At 39.3% G+C, this 19,952-nt stretch carries 19 protein-coding genes; 2 read left to right on the top strand and 17 right to left on the bottom strand.

The window, feature by feature from the left end:
- Positions 1–274: 274 nt before the first annotated feature.
- Positions 275–1,156: a cupin-like domain-containing protein gene (locus SD427_RS00215; RefSeq protein WP_320559331.1), complete on the top strand. Its 882-nt coding sequence runs from the start codon at positions 275–277 to the stop codon at positions 1,154–1,156.
- Between the two features lie 87 nt (positions 1,157–1,243).
- On the opposite strand, the gene SD427_RS00210 is transcribed toward SD427_RS00215, so the two are convergent.
- From SD427_RS00210 to lepA, 16 genes are all read right to left on the bottom strand, one after another.
- Positions 1,244–2,968: a hypothetical protein gene (locus tag SD427_RS00210; protein WP_320559330.1), complete on the bottom strand. Its 1,725-nt coding sequence runs from the start codon at positions 2,966–2,968 to the stop codon at positions 1,244–1,246.
- A 211-nt stretch (positions 2,969–3,179) separates the two neighbouring features.
- Complete coding sequence (locus tag SD427_RS00205) at positions 3,180–3,911, bottom strand: metallophosphoesterase family protein (RefSeq protein WP_320559329.1); 732 nt, start codon at positions 3,909–3,911, stop codon at positions 3,180–3,182.
- 5 nt (positions 3,912–3,916) lie between these two features.
- Positions 3,917–4,459: an RNA 2'-phosphotransferase gene (locus SD427_RS00200; protein WP_320559328.1), complete on the bottom strand. Its 543-nt coding sequence runs from the start codon at positions 4,457–4,459 to the stop codon at positions 3,917–3,919.
- Positions 4,456–5,652 (bottom strand): hypothetical protein, encoded by a 1,197-nt coding sequence (locus SD427_RS00195; protein ID WP_320559327.1) that lies wholly within the window; start codon positions 5,650–5,652, stop codon positions 4,456–4,458. Before SD427_RS00195 ends, SD427_RS00200 begins: the two co-directional genes overlap by 4 nt.
- Positions 5,637–6,587 (bottom strand): ADP-ribosylglycohydrolase family protein, encoded by a 951-nt coding sequence (locus SD427_RS00190; RefSeq protein ID WP_320559326.1) that lies wholly within the window; start codon positions 6,585–6,587, stop codon positions 5,637–5,639. The genes SD427_RS00195 and SD427_RS00190 overlap by 16 nt, the downstream gene beginning before the upstream one ends.
- Positions 6,587–7,273, bottom strand: a complete 687-nt coding sequence (locus tag SD427_RS00185; protein WP_320559325.1) for an NAD-dependent deacylase — start codon at positions 7,271–7,273, stop codon at positions 6,587–6,589. Before SD427_RS00185 ends, SD427_RS00190 begins: the two co-directional genes overlap by 1 nt.
- A gap of 5 nt (positions 7,274–7,278) precedes the next feature.
- Positions 7,279–7,788: an O-acetyl-ADP-ribose deacetylase gene (locus SD427_RS00180; RefSeq protein WP_320559324.1), complete on the bottom strand. Its 510-nt coding sequence runs from the start codon at positions 7,786–7,788 to the stop codon at positions 7,279–7,281.
- A gap of 7 nt (positions 7,789–7,795) precedes the next feature.
- Entirely contained in the window at positions 7,796–8,437 is a 642-nt protein-coding gene (locus SD427_RS00175; RefSeq protein WP_320559323.1) for a DUF4291 domain-containing protein, read from the bottom strand.
- 202 nt (positions 8,438–8,639) lie between these two features.
- Positions 8,640–9,401 carry a DUF2971 domain-containing protein gene (locus tag SD427_RS00170; RefSeq protein ID WP_320559322.1) on the bottom strand — a complete coding sequence of 254 codons (762 nt, stop codon included), beginning with the start codon at positions 9,399–9,401 and terminating at the stop codon, positions 8,640–8,642.
- Between the two features lie 17 nt (positions 9,402–9,418).
- Complete coding sequence (locus tag SD427_RS00165) at positions 9,419–10,237, bottom strand: TIGR02452 family protein (RefSeq protein ID WP_320559321.1); 819 nt, start codon at positions 10,235–10,237, stop codon at positions 9,419–9,421.
- A 2-nt stretch (positions 10,238–10,239) separates the two neighbouring features.
- A complete protein-coding gene (locus SD427_RS00160) occupies positions 10,240–10,653 on the bottom strand; it encodes an ADP-ribosylation/crystallin J1 (protein WP_320559320.1) in 414 nt (137 codons plus the stop codon).
- 14 nt (positions 10,654–10,667) lie between these two features.
- On the bottom strand, positions 10,668–11,573 hold the full coding sequence (locus tag SD427_RS00155; RefSeq protein WP_320559319.1) for a sugar kinase: 906 nt from the start codon (positions 11,571–11,573) through the stop codon (positions 10,668–10,670).
- Positions 11,574–11,624: 51 nt separating this feature from the next.
- Positions 11,625–12,629 (bottom strand): SPFH domain-containing protein, encoded by a 1,005-nt coding sequence (locus SD427_RS00150; protein ID WP_320559318.1) that lies wholly within the window; start codon positions 12,627–12,629, stop codon positions 11,625–11,627.
- 127 nt (positions 12,630–12,756) lie between these two features.
- Positions 12,757–13,311, bottom strand: a complete 555-nt coding sequence (locus tag SD427_RS00145) for an NADAR family protein (protein WP_320559317.1) — start codon at positions 13,309–13,311, stop codon at positions 12,757–12,759.
- 109 nt (positions 13,312–13,420) lie between these two features.
- Positions 13,421–14,116, bottom strand: coding sequence for an NUDIX hydrolase (locus SD427_RS00140; RefSeq protein WP_320559316.1), 696 nt, complete (start codon positions 14,114–14,116; stop codon positions 13,421–13,423).
- Between the two features lie 107 nt (positions 14,117–14,223).
- Positions 14,224–16,020 carry a translation elongation factor 4 gene (lepA, locus tag SD427_RS00135; protein WP_320559315.1) on the bottom strand — a complete coding sequence of 599 codons (1,797 nt, stop codon included), beginning with the start codon at positions 16,018–16,020 and terminating at the stop codon, positions 14,224–14,226.
- 374 nt (positions 16,021–16,394) lie between these two features.
- Here lepA and SD427_RS00130 point away from each other — a divergent pair, with 374 nt between their 5' ends.
- Positions 16,395–18,683: a GH92 family glycosyl hydrolase gene (locus SD427_RS00130; protein ID WP_320559314.1), complete on the top strand. Its 2,289-nt coding sequence runs from the start codon at positions 16,395–16,397 to the stop codon at positions 18,681–18,683.
- A gap of 176 nt (positions 18,684–18,859) precedes the next feature.
- Here SD427_RS00130 and SD427_RS00125 read toward each other — a convergent pair whose 3' ends face one another.
- Positions 18,860–19,882 (bottom strand): hypothetical protein, encoded by a 1,023-nt coding sequence (locus SD427_RS00125; protein WP_320559313.1) that lies wholly within the window; start codon positions 19,880–19,882, stop codon positions 18,860–18,862.
- Positions 19,883–19,952: the final 70 nt, after the last annotated feature.

The following is a 19,952-nucleotide window of genomic DNA, read 5'->3' as shown; positions in this document are numbered from 1 at the left end:
AATCATTTTTTTAAATAAAAAAAACGGCATATCTCATTTTGGTCATATTTTATTAACTTTAAAATCTTTATCTTCAGTTAATGAGGTTTTTTAACGGCATCATGCGGTAATGAATTTAAGTAGCAGATAGTATAATACTTTGTTTAATTATTCATTATACTTCTACTTGAACTCAAATCGTTAAAAATGATTTGAATCATAGATTAAAAAAAGCTTAAACCCGTTAACATATCTTTTTTATTTAATAATTTTGTAACATTAAATTTTAAAAAAAATGGGAATTAATTTAAAGCCGATCGATATTGTAGATGATATTACCCAGGAAGAGTTTATCAAAAAATATCTGAAGCCAAGAAAGCCGGTGGTTATCAAGAACATGGCGAAAAAATGGCCGGCATACCAGAAATGGACCATGGAATATATGAAGGAGGTCGTGGGCGATGTGGAAGTTCCTTTGTATGACAGCGCCAAGGCCGATCCTGCTGCTCCCATTAATACGCCTACTACGAGAATGATGTTCAAAGATTATATGGATCTGATCCAGAGAGAGCCAACGGATCTAAGGATTTTTTTCTTTGACCCGATAAAGCATGCTAAAAAATTACTGGAAGATTATATATCCCCGAAAGACCTGATGGGCGGTTTTCTAGATAAATATCCTTCTATGTTTTTCGGAGGCAGGGGTTCTGTAACGTTTCTTCACTATGACATTGACATGGCACATATTTTCCATACCCATTTCAACGGAAGGAAACACGTCCTGCTTTTCGAACAAAAATGGAAAGAGAGGCTGTACCAGCTTCCGTATGCGACGTATGCCCTGGAAGATTATGATATTGAAAATCCGGACTTCAATAAATTTCCTGCCCTGAACGGGGTGGAAGGCATCGAATGTTTTCTGGAACACGGTGACACTTTGTTTATGCCTACCGGATGGTGGCACTGGATGAAATACCTGGACGGAAGTTTCTCTATTTCTTTAAGGGCGTGGGATAAATCCTGGGGCGTAAAAGCCCATTCCCTGTGGAACCTTACGGTTCAGCGTAAATTTGATGATGTTATGAAGAAGAATTTCAAAAAGAAGTATATGGACTGGAAAGAAAGAGTTGCCGTAAAAAGGGCAGAATTGGCATTGAAAAAAGGCCTCCCGAAATAAACAGATAAACATAAAAGACGTTTCATCAGAAACGTCTTTTTTCTTACATTACAGCCTACCGAAACCGGCAAGCGTAGAAAATCAATTTTATAAAATCCTGTATACCGGATACTGCCTGAATGTATTCTGTTCAAAATAAGGGGAGTTTCTGTAAATCCAGTCCAGCTGAGCATCCCCATCTTCAGCAAACTTTTTGTCAGCTGCTTTTTTAGCTTCAAATCTCTGCTGCAGGTCTTTATCTTTTTTCAGCAATTCCGTTGCGGTATCTTCAAAGATATAGGCTGAGTAATATTCTTTCTGTGCTAAAATCCCGTCAAAGAAATTCCAGTTGAAGAAAGAGTCCAAAGCCGCCGGTTCCAGCGTCTCAATAATATATTTTACGCCTTCCTGCTTAACAGGGACAAGGTAATCCCCCGCTGAGAAAACCATGCTTTTCCCGGATGCATCAACTGCAGTTTCATAATGAAGGTAATGACCTTCATATGGGTTTTTAACCGTTTTAAAATCACTGATGGCATAGGATTCTACCTTGATTGTGCTGTCACGCAGAAGCGGCTGCATCAGGATCCCGTTTCTTTTAAGTTCTTCAATAACCTTATACTGCGACTTAGGAATCACATAATACGCAGGAATGGTAATATATCCTGTGGGAACTGCCGTAGTAAACAGCTTTATTTTTCTGGTAAAAGGTTTGTTCCGGTCATAATACAACCGCGGCTTCCCGGAGATTCCGCTCGGTTTATACTTTCCTTCATAACCTTTGAAATCCATGGTCGTATACTTCGCAGAATCTATTTTCCACCGGATGCCATACTGCTTTCCGGCCTGGTACTGATTTAAGTTTTCAATTCTGAACTGTTTTATTTTCTTATAATCCTTATCTAAATTCTCAAGATTAACCAGCAAATACCGGTAAGTTGCCTCCACTCTCTTGTCATAAGGCTTCAGCATATGGGTTTCGGGCATGGTGGCCAGTGCATTGAACAGGGAAGCATAGCCTGTAGAATATCTCGGGGAGTCTTCAAAAGCAGCAAACCCGATCTCCGGGACATCGCCATGGATATTCACATACGGCGTACTTTCGTATCCCGCCTTTTTTAAATCCTCAAGATTGTCAGCCTGAAAATGATCATAGAAATAGGTGCCCAGTACATTTCCCAGCCGTTCCTTGAAGGTAGAGATGTAGGTAAAAGTATACTGGTAGTCTGCGCCGTTGCTTACATGGTTATCAATAAAAACATCCGGTTTCAGCCACTGATAGATCTCCTGAAAACTTCTGGCATTTTTAGTATCGGCTTTAATAAAATCCCTGTTCAGATCATAGTTCCGGGCATTTCCCCTGAAGCCGTACTGCTCCGGCCCGTTCTGATTGGCCCTTGAAAATGACCCTCTGTTCAGCATTCCGCTTACATTATACGCTGAAATGGCCGCCACCATAAAATTCTGCGGTGTTTTGATTTTCTTTGTTGCCAGATCTCTCATCAGCATCATGGTGGCATCAATTCCGTCAGGCTCGCCGGGATGAATCCCGTTATTGATGAACAAAACCGCTTTTTGCTTTCTTAACTGATCCAGGTCTTTTTCCGGAAAGGGATTATATACCACAACGTAAATCGGTTTCCCATTGTCATCCTCTCCTTTTTTCAGGTACTGAATGGTGCTGAAATTTCTGGCTAAATCCTGATAGTAAGCATTCATTTCTTCATAAGTAACGGTCTGATTGCCGTTTCCTTTTTCGAAAGGCGTCTTAAAATGGGCCTGGGCAAAGCACCAGCAGGATATAAAAGTACATAGGAAAACATTGAGTTTCATCGACGTGATATTTCTGGCTTCAAAATTACTCTGTTTTTATAAAACGATGAAATTGAGAAATGATTATTCTTGTTTTAACGCTGAACATAACCCGAAAGTATATGAATACAGTTCAGCGAAAACTTTTCATTTGAGATTCTTTCTTCACCAGAATGACAAATGAACCAGACTGTATGTTGAACTATTTCGGTTTAACAATATGGCTTATGGTCTATTTATTCCTTCCTTTTTCATCAGGGTATAAAGCCGGCAGCGGATCACTTTGCCAGCATTCCTTGGTATCAATATCCATTACGGACAGCATACCGGTAAAAGCGGCACCGGTATCCAGATTCCAGACATTGGCTTTATTAACCGGTTTTGTACTTCCCAGATATAAGGTCGGCGTGTGGCCGATGAATATTTCACTGTAGAGAAGCAGGCGCTTAGGATAGAGTGCTGAGTTTTTAGATAATTTCCCATCCATGGCAATGGCAGTCTCCCACAGGGTTCTGTCCCACCGGTAACCGCTGGTGTACATTTCTTTTTCAGGGCCATTCACAGAGGAATACCCTGCATGAATAAACAGGCGGTTATGCTCATCCACGTAATAATTTTTCAGGTTCTGAAAAAATTCGAGATGCCGGTCCAGATCTTCCAAATTATATTCTGAATAGCTGTTAACCGTACTTTTTCCGCCGTTGGAAAGCCATATATTTTCGCTTCTTCCGAAAGCCAGCCAGTCTTCACACCAGGCATCGTGGTTCCCTTTGATAAAAATACACTTCTGCCTGCCGGAAAGTTCCATCAAAAACTGGATAACCTTGGACGACCCGCTCCAGCCATCCACATAATCCCCTAGGAAAATCAGGGTATCATTTTCAGCAACCCCGGCTCTTTCCAAAACCTGTATCAATGCCTCGAAGCCTCCGTGAATATCCCCTATTGCCAATGTCCTGCCCATATCTTCTAATTCACAATATATTGAGGATCCACAAAGTCCGTCAGCCAGACTTCATTTTCTGACAAATAAAATTTTATTCCGTCTTCAAACATTTTCCCTGTGCTTATGGTGAGTATGGTTGGCTTTCCATGGCGCATTCCAACGTTGACAGCGGTACCCTTGTCGCTGCTTAAATGAACGTGCTGCCGGCTTCTTCTTTCAATGCCTTTTTCTAAAATGGATGCTGCATTATTTTGGGATGTTCCGTGATAAAGAAATTCCGGCGGCCGTTGTGCGACCAAGGCTAAGTCTATATTGACCGAATGTCCCTGGCTGGCTCGGATTTTTGTTTTGTCTTCGTTGAAAGCAAATCTTTTTTTACTGTTAGTCTGTACAATTTCATCCAGCTCTTCAAAAGTAAAACCCTGGGAATCATTCCTGGATTTTGTGATCAGTTCTTCAACATCTGCCCAGCCGTTTTCATCCAGACTCAAATCAATGAGCTCGGGATGATGCCGAAGAATAAGGCTCAGGAATTTGCTGAGTTTTTTATTTTGGGTTTCGTTCATAGCGGGTAACTTAATTTATCTGTTACATTTTTTATATTGAAATAATCCTGTTTCAAATATTCAAAAGTTTCTCTTTCTTTTTTATTTAACCTTGCCAGAAAGGCTTTTTGCTGGAAATAATGTTCTTCAAAATGATCATAATCATGATCATGATCCATTAACTCTTCTAATTCCAGCTGTATTTTAATTTCATCTTCAGTAAAATTATAGGAAAGCAGTTTCATTCTTATATTGGAATTCCAATAAGAATAATCTTCAGGATTATGTTCAGACTGTCTTTTTATTTCTTCTATTTTTTCAATATTCTCATGTGAGGTTTCACATCCGTTTAATTTCCGCCATAGCAGATCATAGATAATTCCTTCGCCAAATTCTCCCTGATCTATAAAACTAATTGATCTGCACTTTTCAACATCATCAGAAAACCGCTGGTTTTTATTTCCATGAAAAAAAAGGTTCCGGAGATACATCCCATACCCGAAATGAAAACCGGAATCTTCTTCAAAATAGCCGAGCCTTGTAACACAGGATTTATTTTTTATCCCTTTTATCCCTTCCTCATCCAGATCCTCATTAATTAAAAAATCAACTGCTTCTTCAACAGAATTTACAGTGGCAATTCTTTCTTTTGCTTTTTTTAAAATACTTTCTTGTTCCTCAATGGCTTTTTTTACCTGTTTTTGTATTTCTTCATCTGTAAAATCCTGAGGTCCGTTTTTTTCAACAGTTGCTGTCCCAAAATAATCGTAAGGAATAACCTCATGAGAATTTGAATGGAGAAATCGTGTCAATCTCAATTTGAAGAAGCTACATTCACCATCTAAAATATCATAGATGTTCTTATGTACTGCTGGCAGTTTTTTACCAAAAACATTAATGATTTTTATTTTATCTGTTACCGAATAGTTAATCGTTTCCACCGCAATTTTAGTAAAATCTCCATTCTCATTAATATATTCTTCTGTATGGTGAGAATCTTTATATTCTTTATATTTTTCAAAGTCACAAATTACTTCAACTGTTATTAAAGGCTCATAGGTAAAGTTCGTCATACTTACAGCAAGATTTTCTATTTCTTTCATACTGGAAGTTCCGGGAATTTCTATAACTGGAAGCTCTCTGAAATTATTATTTGATAAATAGTCTATATCATCCTCGTACAAAAGAAGATACAATTTTATTGTTTTTTCCATTTCAACTTTTCATTTAACTTTTCACAAAGTTTTTCAATATCATCTTTCCTTGCCAGCTCAGCCGCCCACTCTTCAGGAATATTTTCAAAACCGTAATAAATTCCGGCAAGCCCGCCTGTAACAGCTCCGGTGGTATCGGTATCTTCTCCTAAATTAACGGCTTTCAAAACCGCTTCTGCATAACTTCCTGAGTTTAGGAAGCACCATAAAGAGGCTTCCAGGGTATGGAGGACATAGCCGCTGCTTTTAATTTCATCCTCAGAATATTTTGAAATATCATTTTTTAAAATTCTTTCAAAAAGTATAATTTCATTCGGATTAAAACCTTGATTTTGTGCAAATTCCAAAGCTGTTTCTTTTATATAACTGTATGCTTCTGTTTTATTTTTTCCTTTAATCAGTTCAACAGTAAAAATGATGTAGATGAAACATGCAAAAACAGAACGGAAATGGCCATGCGTAACGGATGAAACTTCTTTTACCGTCTGGTATAATTTTTCAATATCTTCCTCGCCTTTAAGATAAAAAGCTAAGGGCAGTATTCTCATCAGAGAGCCATTCCCATTATCTTCTTCAAAAATATTTCCTGAAAATTTTGCACTTTCACCTTTAATCAGTCTTGCAATGGAATGTCTTGTTGTTCCGCCGATATCAAAAAGCCTTCCGTGAGCTGTCCAATGTCCATATTTATTCCATTTCACAAAACTTTGCCCGATCTTTTCCAGATCATAACCTTTCGTTAGTTCGTCGGCAAGACAAAGTGTTAATGAGCTGTCGTCACTCCATGTTCCTTTTGGCTGGTTCCAAGACATATATTCCAGCATTTTTGTAACTGGGGCCTTTTTCAAGTCTTCTCTCTTTTTGAATTCCACCGGCACACCCAGGGCATCACCGATACAAACGCCGAAGATCCCGGCTTTTACTGCATTTTCCATTATGCGAGATCTACCAGTTTATCAAATAACAGTTTCATTCCCTGCGTGGCGGTTTCTTTCATTACCACTGCTCTCTGGCCATAGCCGAAGCCGGTTTCATTCGGGTTGATGACAATAAGAAGGCAGTCATCTTTAATGTCATGGATCAGTCCTGCTGCCGGATATACCTGCAGCGATGTTCCGATCACCAGGAAAATATCGGCCTCCTTGGCCTGTTTTGCCGCTTCTTTCATTAACGGGACCTCTTCCCCGAACCATACGATAAAAGGCCGCAGCTGGGCGCCGTCTTCTGCTTTATCCCCGATCTTAATATCCTCTTTCTGTTCGTAAATCAGGTTTTTATTGTTGCAGGAACATGACTTAAACAATTCTCCGTGAAGGTGAAGGATGTTTGAAGATCCCGCCCTTTCGTGCAGGTCATCAATATTCTGGGTAATGATTTGTACCTCGAAATATTTTTCCAGTTCTGCAAGTAACCGATGGGCATTGTTCGGCTCCACTTCATGAAGCTGCTGCCGTCTCTGGTTATAAAATTCCAGGACCAGGACTCTGTCTTTCTGCCATCCTTCCGGACTTGCTACATCTGTTACATTATGGTTTTCCCAGAGCCCGTTTCCGTCTCTGAAAGTTTGTATTCCACTTTCGGCACTGATTCCTGCACCTGTGAGTATGGTTAGTTTTTTCATTTGTTTTAACTTAATAATTTCTTATAAATCTCTTCATTTTCATCATCAAAACAGACGAAAATAACTTTTTTTATGACGTCTGATCTGAATTTTTTTACCTCATCGATAGCAATTTTCCCGGCCGGTTCTTTCGGAAACCCGTAAACTCCTGTACTGATGTTGGGGAAAGCAATTGTATTGATACCCAGGCTTTCAGCCAGTGTCAGAGATTTTTTATAGCAATCTGCCAGTAATGCTGAACACTTCTCCTGATCACCATTCCAGACCGGGCCGACCGTATGAATCACATATTTTGCCGAAAGGTTTCCGGCTGTTGTTACAACGGCTTCTCCAGTGCTGCATTTCCCCTGTTTATTTCTGATTTCCCTGCATTCTTCAAGAATCTGCGGGCCTCCTGCCCGATGGATCGCACCATCAACGCCGCCTCCGCCAAGCAATGAGGAGTTGGCTGCATTCACCAATGCATCTGCTTTTATTTTGGTGATGTCACCTTTGATCAATTCAATATTTATCATTTTATTTTTAGTTTAAATTTAATTTCCTGTTCAAATCTTCATCATCAAAAAGCAGCGGTTTTTCTTCAGGCAGCATCAGACGGTCTAAATCACTATTCAGCACAAACTGATGCTGCTCTTTCACAAAATCTGAAATATCATCAATTGAAACGATATCATCCTGAGCAAAAGATGTAATAAAATCATTTCTCAAACCGATCTGAATTGCTTTTCTTTCTAATTTCCTTCCGGAAGGATCGTGATCCGGATCCCATTGCAGCCTTACAGAAGATTCCTTTACCTGATCCTTCCATTCTTCCCGGGAAATTCCCAATCTGCTGTTGTATGAAGAATATACGGCATTCTTAAGGTATTTTTTAAAGGCTTCCATTTTTAAGTGAATTGCCAGAACATATTCCTGACCTTCTTTTGTTCCCCATCCGTTCCGGTACATCATCCAAAGGAAGTTCGGTTTGATCCAGGTCATTCTTTCCAGACTGAAGGCCCCGCCAAAATATTGGTTTTTAACGGCAAATTCACCAATTTCTTTCCGATAAGACTGATAGACAATGATTTTCTCATCACCGTACTGAGCCATGATATGATGCCCTTGCTGTGGCCAATCCTGTAGCTGTTCTTTATATTTTTTAAGTTTAAGAATTTGTTGCATACACAATTTTAATAGTTGATTCTTCATATTGAACACGCTGTTGTTCACTAAAAGGATAAATATCTAATAAAGGAAGAACTTCTATGTTATTAAAAAGATATAAAGTGCTTTCTTTGAAACAATACCTCTCCCTGAATGCTTGAACAAATTCATTTAATTCATATTCATTATGACTATTTCCTTTATAATATATTTCAAAAATTTATTCCCATCTATTTTCTCTGGATCTAAGGATTTCAAATTCAAACCTACCTAAATCATGTGATAATTTTCTTTTTGTTTCATTAATCAATCTACTATCTAATTTAAAATTTGATGGAAATATTTCATAAAATTTAACATCCTTATTCTTAAAAAGATCATAGAAACATTCTTTTACCTTGTCTTCAGTTCTATGTCCAAAATAAATCCCTGTAATTGCTGAAGAATGAAATTTTTTTAGTCCATAATTATTAAAAATTAACCTCAATTCATCCTCATGCTTCCATGTAGATTTTTTTATTGCATATATTTTCTTAATAAAACTATTTGCATTTTTTATGTCCTCAATATTAATTGTAGGAATATTATCTTCATAATCAATATCTAGTTGATATTCAAAGTCTGGATTTTGATTTTTATCTATTAACTTACTCAAATCATACTCTATACAATATCCTGAATAAGAACTAGCATAGTATGCCCAAAGCTGTTCGTTTAAAAAATCTTTACTTAAACAATAAATACCAACTTTCTCTTTAAAGTCTAAAGTTTTTTTAAACTCATTTTCAAAATTTGATACATTATTATTTAGAAATACTGTCTTTAAAATTTTTATTAATGGAGAAATTTGTTCATTAAAATAAATATCGAATGGGTCATTCAAATTAATATAACCAGAAGCAAAAAAACAATTCTCACTTAATGTCTTAAAATCTCTTTCAAAGGTTTCTTTATCTATTGATCTGTATTTATAAACTTTCATGACAATTAGTTTTTAACTTATAAAATAACTTTTTCAAAAGGCTTTATCATTTCCTCCTTCTTAGTCAGAATTGCAAAAACCACTCTTTTAAATTTATTTTTATACTTTTCGTGAAGATGCTTTTTAAACAGTTCAGCAATTTCTTCCGGGTCATTTTTAAATACGCCGCATCCCCAAGCTCCCAATATTAGGGTTTCATTTCCCTGATGTAAGGCCAATGCCAGCATCTTATCAGTCCTTATATCCATCGCTCTGAAAATTTCATGAGCTCTCTCCGGTTCCTGGCGTTTTACCACACCTGCATTTACTGCCGGAGAAGTAATGAAATTGCACAGAACGGGTTTTGCCAGAAGTTCTCCTTTGTCTTTCCTGAAAACCGGAACTTTCGGACTGTAAATCATCATGTCGGTGTAGAAACAGGACTCCATTGCCCGGTGAGTTTCATAATACTTCCAACCTTTAAGCAATGTTTCGTACAAACCCGAAGTTCTTGCCAGGCTTTCTTCCTGTGCTTCCGCGCCATTAATAAAACCACCACCAGGATTTTTTGCGGATGCAAAATTCAGACACATCATTTTTTCCTGGTTTTCTTCCTCAGCTAATGTTAAAATGGCTTTTAAAGAACTGCATTGCCTGACTTCAAATTGTGTTTCAAAGTTTGTCTTTGGAAATTCGTTTTCTATGAGTTTCGAAAGTTCTTCTGATGAAAACAAAACAGTTCCGTTTGCAGCATTCTCAAGTTCCCTTTCAATATTTATTTTTTCTTTGTTTTCGTTGATATAATATTTTCTGGCAAGGATTTCCAGGGTATCTTTTGCCATTCCTTTGTTTGTCATTGTTAATTTGTTAATGTTAATAATAAATTTTCTACCTCAGTATTGGCAGGTTCTTTAAATTCTTTCCCTATAAATACTTTAACCACTTCAATATTTCCCACAATGGCCTGATTAAAAGTTTCCAGTTCTTCTGAAGGAACCCAGAGTTCATTATGATTTCTTGCCCCGACATTCTGGACCTGGTATTTATTTACTTCACCTTCCAAAACTTCAAATCTGGTTACGAAGCCGAGATAATTTCCTGCTTCATCACGGGTATTCCATTTTCCGGCAATTTCGGACGCATAGCCTTCATCCAGAACGGGATAGAAAATGGGCTGCCATTCCAGTCTCGGAGGGAATTTCCTGTACTGATTTTCGATAATCAGCATCATTTCTTTTTCGCCAACCGGTCTGTATAGTGTTATTGTTTTCATGGTCATTATTATTTTTATATTACCAAAACCGCTTCCTCTTCGGAAAGCTTTATTTCTGCTGTGGAACCGCTGTTGAACTGCAGGAAATCCTGTTCAATTCCGTCACTAAATATAAAACCATTATTTGGCATTAATGATTCTATGACTAATGTACTTCCTTTTTTCAGCATGCCGCCGCAGATCCCGGTTTGCGTACGGATGCTTTTGAATGGTTCCCTTACCGCAAAATACAGGTCATCTTCATTCAGTTCCGGGTATACAGGATTGGCTATGCCTGAAATTCCGGAGGCCATATTAAAAACAGAGCTCAGCCAGCCTGTGCTTCCTGTTTTCGTAGAGACAATAATGCCGCTGGAAGAGTGGGTTTCTTCTTTTCCGTTTAATGTAATCCTGTATCTTGCCGAAGCATGGGAGGAAATTCCGATGAACAGGTCATTCACAGCCAATAGTTTTTGTCCGTCATTCAGTACCGCTTCGGCGAACCTCATTTTTCTTGAACTAAAATTTTCGTTAATTACAGAATTTACTCCTTTCATAAAGTTCTTTACCGTGAAGGGAAGCAGGACGCCGTCATATCTTTTTTCATCAGGATTGATGGCAATTATCGGGATAGTCCCGGTATATTTGGCAACGTTGGCTACCAATCCGTCCTGCCCGATGACAACAATCAGGTTACGATCAGAAAAAATATAGGAGGGAACAAATTCTTTTTCAACCACTTTATTTTTAATGACTTTGGAAAGTCCGGTCTGAATCTCAAGAAACGAATGATAGAACTGTTCATGTTCATCAATATATTCCTGGAAATTTCCTCCTGAACTTTCAATATAAAACTGAGCCTGTGCTTTGGTGTTGAAGCGTTCCGTCAGAGATTCAAGCCTGGTTTTGTTTTTGATGATGATGGCATATTCTATTTTCATGACTCTTTCTTTTTAATTCAGTATACTGATCGTTTCCGGCCTCTTTTCTCCTTAGTGTTTCAGAATAGTTTCCAAAAGGTCAGGGCTGATGTTAAGGTTGCCTATTTTCCCTGCATTTTCTGCCAGTTCCCTGAAGGCTAAGGCAATGTTGTTTTTTGCATCCTGTTTTCCGCTTAAAGCATTCAGTATTTTCCAGTCGATCTCTTTGTACGGTTTCAGAGAAGCCTCCAGAATATACCCCTGGGTTTCTGCTTCTTTCCTGTCATTTTCGGTTTTCTGTCCGATCAGCTGTTTTCTCCTGTTTTCAACAGAGATATCGGCAGCAATTTTCATTTCCCGAAGGATCTTTTTATTTTCTTCCTGCTGCACTTCGGTCTCCATCCTTTTTTCTTCAATCTGCTTCTGTTTTTCCTCTACGGCAATTTCGGTATTCAGTTCAGATTCCTTGATTTTCCTTTCCTGCTCCACTGCAAAATTCCTTCTCTCATAAATGGCTTCATCAGCCTGCTGCTGGAGCTTTTCCCGGGTTTCGGTTTCCAGTGCCCTTGCCATTTCAGGAGTTGTCTGAACCGCCAGGATATTGGCTCCCATAATTTCGATGCCCATGGTTTTTACGGCTTCTGAAGCCATCAGTCCTGCCAGGATATTGGCTTCGATCTGCTTTGCAGAACGGATAGCGTCTTTTAAACTCAGTTCATGGATAAAAGAAGAGGTGGAAGTCTGTGCCAGGTTAATGATCCTTTGGTTCAGCTTTTCCATATCATTTTTCTTATATACCCCGGCTTCATTTACGGTAAAGTCAAGCGTGTTGGAGAGTGCTTTCGGATCGGTAATTTTATAGCTGATCTGTCCCTGTATTTTCACCGTCTGGTAATCCAGTGTGTTTTCATTAAAGATAAACGGCAGGTCATTGCTTCCCGTCGGGATCGCGACAATAGAAGAATCCGGTGCGAAATAAAAGAAAGACAATCCTCTTCCTTCTTTAACGATTTTTCCGTTGCTGAAATGGATCACATAGGTCATTGAATCGAATTTGATGTGTCTGAAACCGAACATAGCTTTAGGTTTTTAAATTAATATTTGTGTTATATTTACGCTAATTAAAAAGGACATAGTTCTGCACCTGGTTTAATAAATTTGCGCTTTACAGTACATTAGATTTGTTATGACTGCATACTTTTGGTTATGTATTGTATTTTAGCTTTAATTCATCCCTGACTTCCATTAGAACAAACCCTAAAAGATTTTCGCCTTGCCAATGCAATGGGTTTTCTGCTTTAGGATCAGTTTCAGGCATCCCGATTCCCCAAACGGTGTCATACGGACTGGCTTCTACCAGAATCTTATTCTCCGTTGACAGTAGAAATGTTTTTAAAGGCTGATGCTGTGAGAACTTCAAAAGGTTTCCCTGCTTTACGATTTCATATTTGTGCCTGTCCCAAACCTGAGGATCAAAATTTCTGACTTTTCTTCCCAAACTTTCTGCCTGACCGGGAGTTTCCGCATGTATGATCTCCCTTAAAGTTTCATGGTCATCAAACAATTCCGCTTTTCCTGCCATCATGTAATGTTCTGCAGTTCTGTAAATAACCCCTTTTTCTTCAAAAGCCGCCGGAAACCACTGACTGAAGCAGGCTTTCGTTACCTCATCTTTTACCGTGTGTCCCCAAAAGAAAAGAAACGGGAATTTTTCATCATTCCGGAAACAATTAATGATATCCTGTTGAGTATATTTCATATTGCGTTATTTTTACACAAATTTAAAAGAATATACTTTTACCATCCAAATGTATTTGTGTTTATTTTACGCTAATAAAATTAATGTATTGATTTTCAGTATATAAAATTTATTTAATCTCAAAATAAAAGCCTGCTTCTTCAAGTTCCTGATATTTCTCCTGGTTGAAAGTAAACAGTTTGCCGGGTCTTCCGCTGCCTTCTTTTTTAACATTTGCCGTCTCATTCAGAAGTCCGTAACTCATTATTTTCTTACGGAAATTCCGGCGGTCGATTTCCTGTCCGATAATGGTTTTATAAAGGTTTTCCAGGTCTGAAAAAGGAAATTCCTCATTCAGGAGATTGAAGCCGATCGGCTGATACTGAATTTTAGTGCGGAGCCTTTTCAGGGCAATATCAATAATAGACTGATGGTCAAAAGCCAGCTTGGGAAGCTGATTGACACTGAACCACTGGGCATCATCTGCATCTGAATCGGCAAAAAGCTCATGATAGGAAGGATTCACGAGGCCCAGATATGCTATGGAAACCACCCGGTTCCGGGGATCCCGGCCTACATTGCCAAAGGTATACAGCTGCTCGAGAAAGTCCGGTTTTATACCTGCTTCTTCACACAGTTCTCTTTTTACGGCATCATCCAGGTTTTCATCATCCAGGACCAGGCCTCCCGGAAGTGCCCAGCCTCCTTTGAAAGGATCAATTTTCCTTTTGATCAGCAGGATCTGCAAATCCTTTTTATCAAAATATCCGAAAATTACGGCATCTACGGCTACTTTTATATCCTGTAATTTCTTTGAAGGCTTCATTGTCTTAATTTGCGTTGTGAATACACAAAATTACGACTTAGATTCTGTTTAAAAAATAATTCAGATCATAAACATAAAAAAACCGCTTCAGTGAAGCGGTTTATATTTTAATCATTAAGCTTTAATACAGCCATGAATGCCGATTGAGGGACTTCTACCCTTCCGATCTGCTTCATTTTCTTCTTACCTTCTTTCTGCTTTTCCAAAAGTTTACGTTTTCTGGAAATATCCCCTCCGTAACATTTTGCGGTAACGTCTTTTCTCAAAGCCTTGATGGTTTCCCTGGCGATCACTTTGGCTCCTAACGCTGCCTGAACCGCAATATCAAACTGCTGTCTCGGGATCAGCTCACGGAGCTTTTCACACATTTTCTTACCGATGTAATAGGCATTGCTGTCATGGATCAGTGAAGATAATGCATCAACCATGTCCCCATTGATCAGGATATCCATTTTTACCAGTTTGGAAGCACGCATCCCGATCGGCGTATAGTCAAATGAAGCATATCCCTTGGAAATTGATTTCAGGCGGTCGTAAAAGTCGAAAACAACTTCTGCCAGCGGCATATTGAATGTAAGTTCCACTCTGTCTGCTGTCAGATAGCTTTGATTTACAATTTCTCCTCTTTTCTCAATACAGAGGGTCATTACGGCACCAACGAAATCAGATTTAGTAATGATGGACGCTTTAATAAACGGTTCTTCTACCCTGTCTAAAAGATTCGGGTCAATCATTTCAGATGGGTTATTGATCAGAATTGTGGTCTCAGGCTCCCTTTTTGAGTATCCGTGGTACGAAACGTTGGGTACAGTGGTAATAACGTTCATATTGAACTCCCTGTCAAGACGTTCCTGCACAATTTCCATGTGAAGCATTCCCAGGAATCCGCAACGGAAACCAAAACCAAGGGCTGCAGAACTTTCCGGTTCAAAAACCAGGGAAGCATCATTCAACCTCAGCTTTTCCAGAGAGAACCTCAGCTCTTCGAAATCTTCAGAATCAATCGGGTAAATCCCTGCGAAAACCATCGGTTTTACTTCCTCAAATCCGTCAATGGCTTCGGTAGCAGGATTTTCAAACGAAGTAATCGTATCCCCTACTTTTACTTCTCTTGCATCCTTGATCCCGGAAATAATGTATCCTACATCCCCGCATTCAATCTTCTTTTTCGGAACCTGCTTAAGTTTTAAGGTACCAACTTCATCTGCTCCGTATTCTTTTCCGGTAGCAAAGAATTTAATTTTCTCATTTTTGGAAATGCTCCCGTTAACCACTTTAAAATACGCCTCAATTCCCCTGAAAGGATTATAAACCGAGTCAAAGATCAAGGCCTGTAAAGGACCGTCGGGATTTCCTACCGGAGCCGGAATCCTGTTGACAATCTGCTCTAACAGATCATGAACACCTGCTCCTGTTTTACCGGAAACCCTGAGCACGTCTTCCGGCTTACATCCCAGAAGGCCAACGATTTCGTCAGTTACTTCTTCAGGATTTGCCGAAGGAAGATCGATTTTATTAAGGATAGGAATGATTTCCAGATCATTTTCCAGTGCCAGATATAAATTACTGATCGTCTGCGCCTGAATGCTCTGTGCAGCATCTACAATAAGAAGCGCACCTTCACATGCTGCGATGGAACGGGAAACCTCGTAAGAGAAATCTACGTGTCCGGGAGTATCGATCAGGTTTAGGATATATTTTTCTCCTTTATATTCATAATCCATCTGGATTGCGTGGGATTTGATGGTAATCCCGCGTTCTTTTTCCAGATCCATATCATCCAGTGTCTGAGACTGCAGCTCTCTCTGGGTTACCGTATTGGTATATTCCAGCAGGCGGTCTGCCAAAGTACTTTTACCGTGGTCAATATGGGCGATTATGCAAAAATTTCGTATGTTTTTCATTTGAGAACCTTGTAATTGGCAAAGATAAGAAAATGCAAGAGAATTTCTTACGGTTATTTTATAGCGTGAAATTAATTTTCAGGAGCTGTTCCCGCTATCCACTTTTACGCCTCGCGCCGAAGCTTATCCCATTCCTGCTGTTGGGTAACCGTTTCTATCGGGGCTAGGAAACGATACTGTTGAAAAACCACTCCGTTAAAAATTCTAAAGAATTTTCGCCACCTCTCCACAGAAGGGAAATTCTTATCGCTGAAGTTTTATTCAGAATGACAGATTGTATATTTTGGTAAACCAAAGTTCATTTCTATTCTAAATAAAATTTTTAACTTTTCACATTGAAAAACTTTACAGAAAGCCAAAATCTAGTTTTACTTATGAAAAAAGTTCTTTTATTCCTTTTAATCATTTCACTCAATCATCTGAAATCGCAGTGGGTTGAAAAAGCGCCTGAAAATCCTGAAGAATTGGTCAACCCATTAATCGGCACCCTTTCAAAACCTTCCCTTTCCAACGGCAATACCTATCCTGCCGTTGCAGTTCCTCACGGAATGAATCTCTGGACACCGCAGACCGGAAAGAACGGAAACGGATGGCAATATACATATGATGCCGATAAAATCCGCGGAATCAAACAAACACACCAGCCTTCCCCGTGGATGAATGACTATGGCATGTTTTCCATTATGCCGATAACAGGGAAAATGCGGTTTAACGAAGATGAGCGGGCAAGCTGGTTTTCCCATAAATCCGAAGTTTCAAAGCCTTATTATTACAGTGTTTACCTGGCTGACCATAATGTAACGGCAGAAATTGCTCCTACCGAAAGAGCCGCTCAGATGCGCCTGACCTATCCCGATTCCCCTGATTCATGGTTTGTTATTGATGCATTTGATAAAGGTTCGGGCATTACCATTATTCCGTCCCAGAATAAAATCACAGGCTATTCAACCCGGTATTCCCGCGGAAAACTGGTGGGCTTTAAAAATTATTTCGTGATTTATGCTGATAAGCCTTTCACGAAATATTCAACGTGGAAAGACAAGGATTTTGTAAAAGACAGTTTACAGATCACGGGAAACCACTGCGGAGCTGTTGTAGGCTTTGCCACAGAGAAGGGTGAAAAAGTAAACTTGAGAATTGCTTCTTCTTTCATCAGCCCGGAACAGGCAGAATTAAATTTACAGCGGGAACTGAGTAAGGATTCGTTTGAAGATACATTCAGAAAAGCAAAATCAGCATGGCATGAAAAGCTGAAACAGGTTGAAGTGGCAGGCGGCACAACTGACCAGATGCGGACTTTTTATTCCTGCCTGTACAGAATGCTTTGCTTCCCGCATAAAATGTATGAAATAAACAAGTCCGGAGAAGCAGTCCATTACAGTCCGTATTCAGGGAAAACGGAGGCGGGATACCGTTTTGCGGGAACCGGTTTCTGGGACACTTTCAGGGCACTCTACCCTTTCCTGAATCTGGTTTATCCTGATATTAATGTTGAAATGCAGCAAGGACTGATCAATGATTACAAAGAAGGCGGCTGGCTGCCGGAATGGTCAAGCCCCTCCTATTCTGACATTATGATCGGAAATAATTCTGCTTCTGTAGTGGCCGATGCCTATCTTAAAGGGCTGCGGGGCTATGATATCGAAACACTGTACCAGGCTTTGCTCCACGGGGCCAACAATGAAGGCCCTCAGGCAACGGGAAGGCTGGGAATTGAATATTATAAAAAGCTGGGCTATGTTCCTTACGATGTAAAAATCAATGAAAACGCTGCGCGGACATTAGAATATGCGTACGACGATTTTGCCATTGCCCGGTTAGGAAGAGCGCTGGGAAAACCCGAATCTGAATGGAAAGAATATTACAGGCGTTCCCAGAACTTCCGGAATGTGATTGATCCAGAAACAAAATTAGCCAGAGGAAGAAATCTTGACGGAAGTTTCCAGGCTCCGTTCAATCCTTTTAAATGGGGGGATGCATTTACGGAAGGAAATTCCTGGCACTATACGTGGTCGGTTTTCCAGGATATTGAAGGGCTGGCAAAACTTATGGGCGGAAGAAAAGAGTTTTCAAAAAAACTGGATCAGATTTTTGAAATGCCTCCTGTTTTCGATAACAGTTATTACGGTTCTACCATTCATGAAATCCAGGAAATGGTAAACGCAGATATGGGACAGTATGCACACGGAAACCAGCCGGCACAGCATATCATCTATCTGTACAATTATTCAGGAGAACCCTGGAAAACACAGTATTGGGCACGCGAAACAATGAACCGCCTGTATCAGCCCACTCCGGACGGATATTGTGGCGATGAGGATAATGGGCAGACTTCTGCATGGTATATTTTTTCTGCGCTCGGTTTTTACCCTGTTACGCCGGCAACAGATCAGTATGTCCTGGGAGCACCGTTATTTAAAAAAGCAACCATCCATTTGGAAAACGGTAAGAAGATTGAGATTAAAGCGGGGAATAACAGCAGCGAAAACCGTTATGTGAAAGCACTGAAATTGAACGGAAAGGTTTACTCTAAAAACTGGCTGAGCCATGCCGAATTAATGAAAGGAGCCATATTGAAATTTGATATGGATGATAAGCCTGATAAAAACCGGGGGACCGATGAAAAGGATTTTCCTTATTCCTATTCTACGGACGAAAAATAATAAAAGATAAATTCTGGTTCAATTTGATAAACTCCACTTTCTGTGCAGCCATGGATGCTGAAAGGAATAAAAATAAAATAATTTTTCTCATCGTTAAGAATTTCCTGCAAAACTAAGCATTAGTTTTAAATCAGAGGACTTCCATGCTTAATGACGGATATACCCGGCCATAAAAATTACCTGGACTTGCCGAAACCTTCAGGTAAAATATACTCACCCGTAAGCGCGTCAATACCTATCCGGTAATATTTTGCGTTCTGCCTGCGGATTTTTGCTGCGGTAATATCTATTACGGCTGCCACCAGGCCTCCGATTGCACCTGCATTTGATGCGCCTGCAATGAGAAGTGTATTGTCAGGCGGAAAAATTTCTTCTGCAGATGCGGTTATAAAAAACCCTTCATTGTCCTTTTCAATTTCTATCAGGCTTACCGGCGTCCTTTTATATGCAATCCCGTTATCAACTACTGCAAAAACATCTCTTTTAAAATTATCATAACCATCGGCTCTTTTTACCCCTTTGATCGTGCCTTCCGGATTCTTTTTTACTACAAGTTCCTTATCCGGTTTCTGTTCTGCAAAAGATTTATAATCTGCATATACACCGTCTGTAAAAGGCCCGCTGTAAACCGGCAGCCTTTCTGATATTATTTTTTCATAGTTTCCAAGCTCTGTCTCAGAAACGGGAACATTCAGGCCTTTCTCGTCATAAGAATCCTTAATTATGTTGGCAATCTGCGCTGAGATTCCTGCAGCCATTACCCTGGTGACGTAAGCATGATCTTTCGGCGCATAGTCTTTTGATATCTTTGATTTTTTTAAAAAATAATATGTATTGTTTCTCTTTAAAAAAGTAGCCATTTTCATTTCCAGATGTCCTGTAACTGATCTCTCGGTCGGGATATCATTCGCTTTTAAACTTTCAATTATAAGGAAATATTCAATACTCCCCTGCTCTTTATTATTTTCTGAAAACCAGTCTGCAAATAATTTTCCGAGATCCTCACTTTCAAATTTCAGTTCATACGGCTCTTCCCTGTGAGAGACCGTTCCTATATTTTTGTCTTCTCTCAGATCAATTAATGTAAGGGATTTAGCTATATGGCCTTTATCTTTTATACTGTTTCTAAGTTCTATAAGCTGGTTTTTTTGTGCAGATGCAAAAACTGAAAACAAAACCGGGAAGAAGATCTTTTTCATATTTTTTTAGTTTACTCAAAACTAAGCATTAGTTTTAAAATTAAACGACCCTTACAAATAAATTGCAAGG

Source organism: Chryseobacterium sp. JJR-5R (assembly GCF_034047335.1).
In the GTDB taxonomy this organism is placed as follows: domain Bacteria; phylum Bacteroidota; class Bacteroidia; order Flavobacteriales; family Weeksellaceae; genus Chryseobacterium.
Note: the sequence above shows the minus strand (reverse complement) of the source record. Positions and strands in the feature narration are given on the sequence as shown.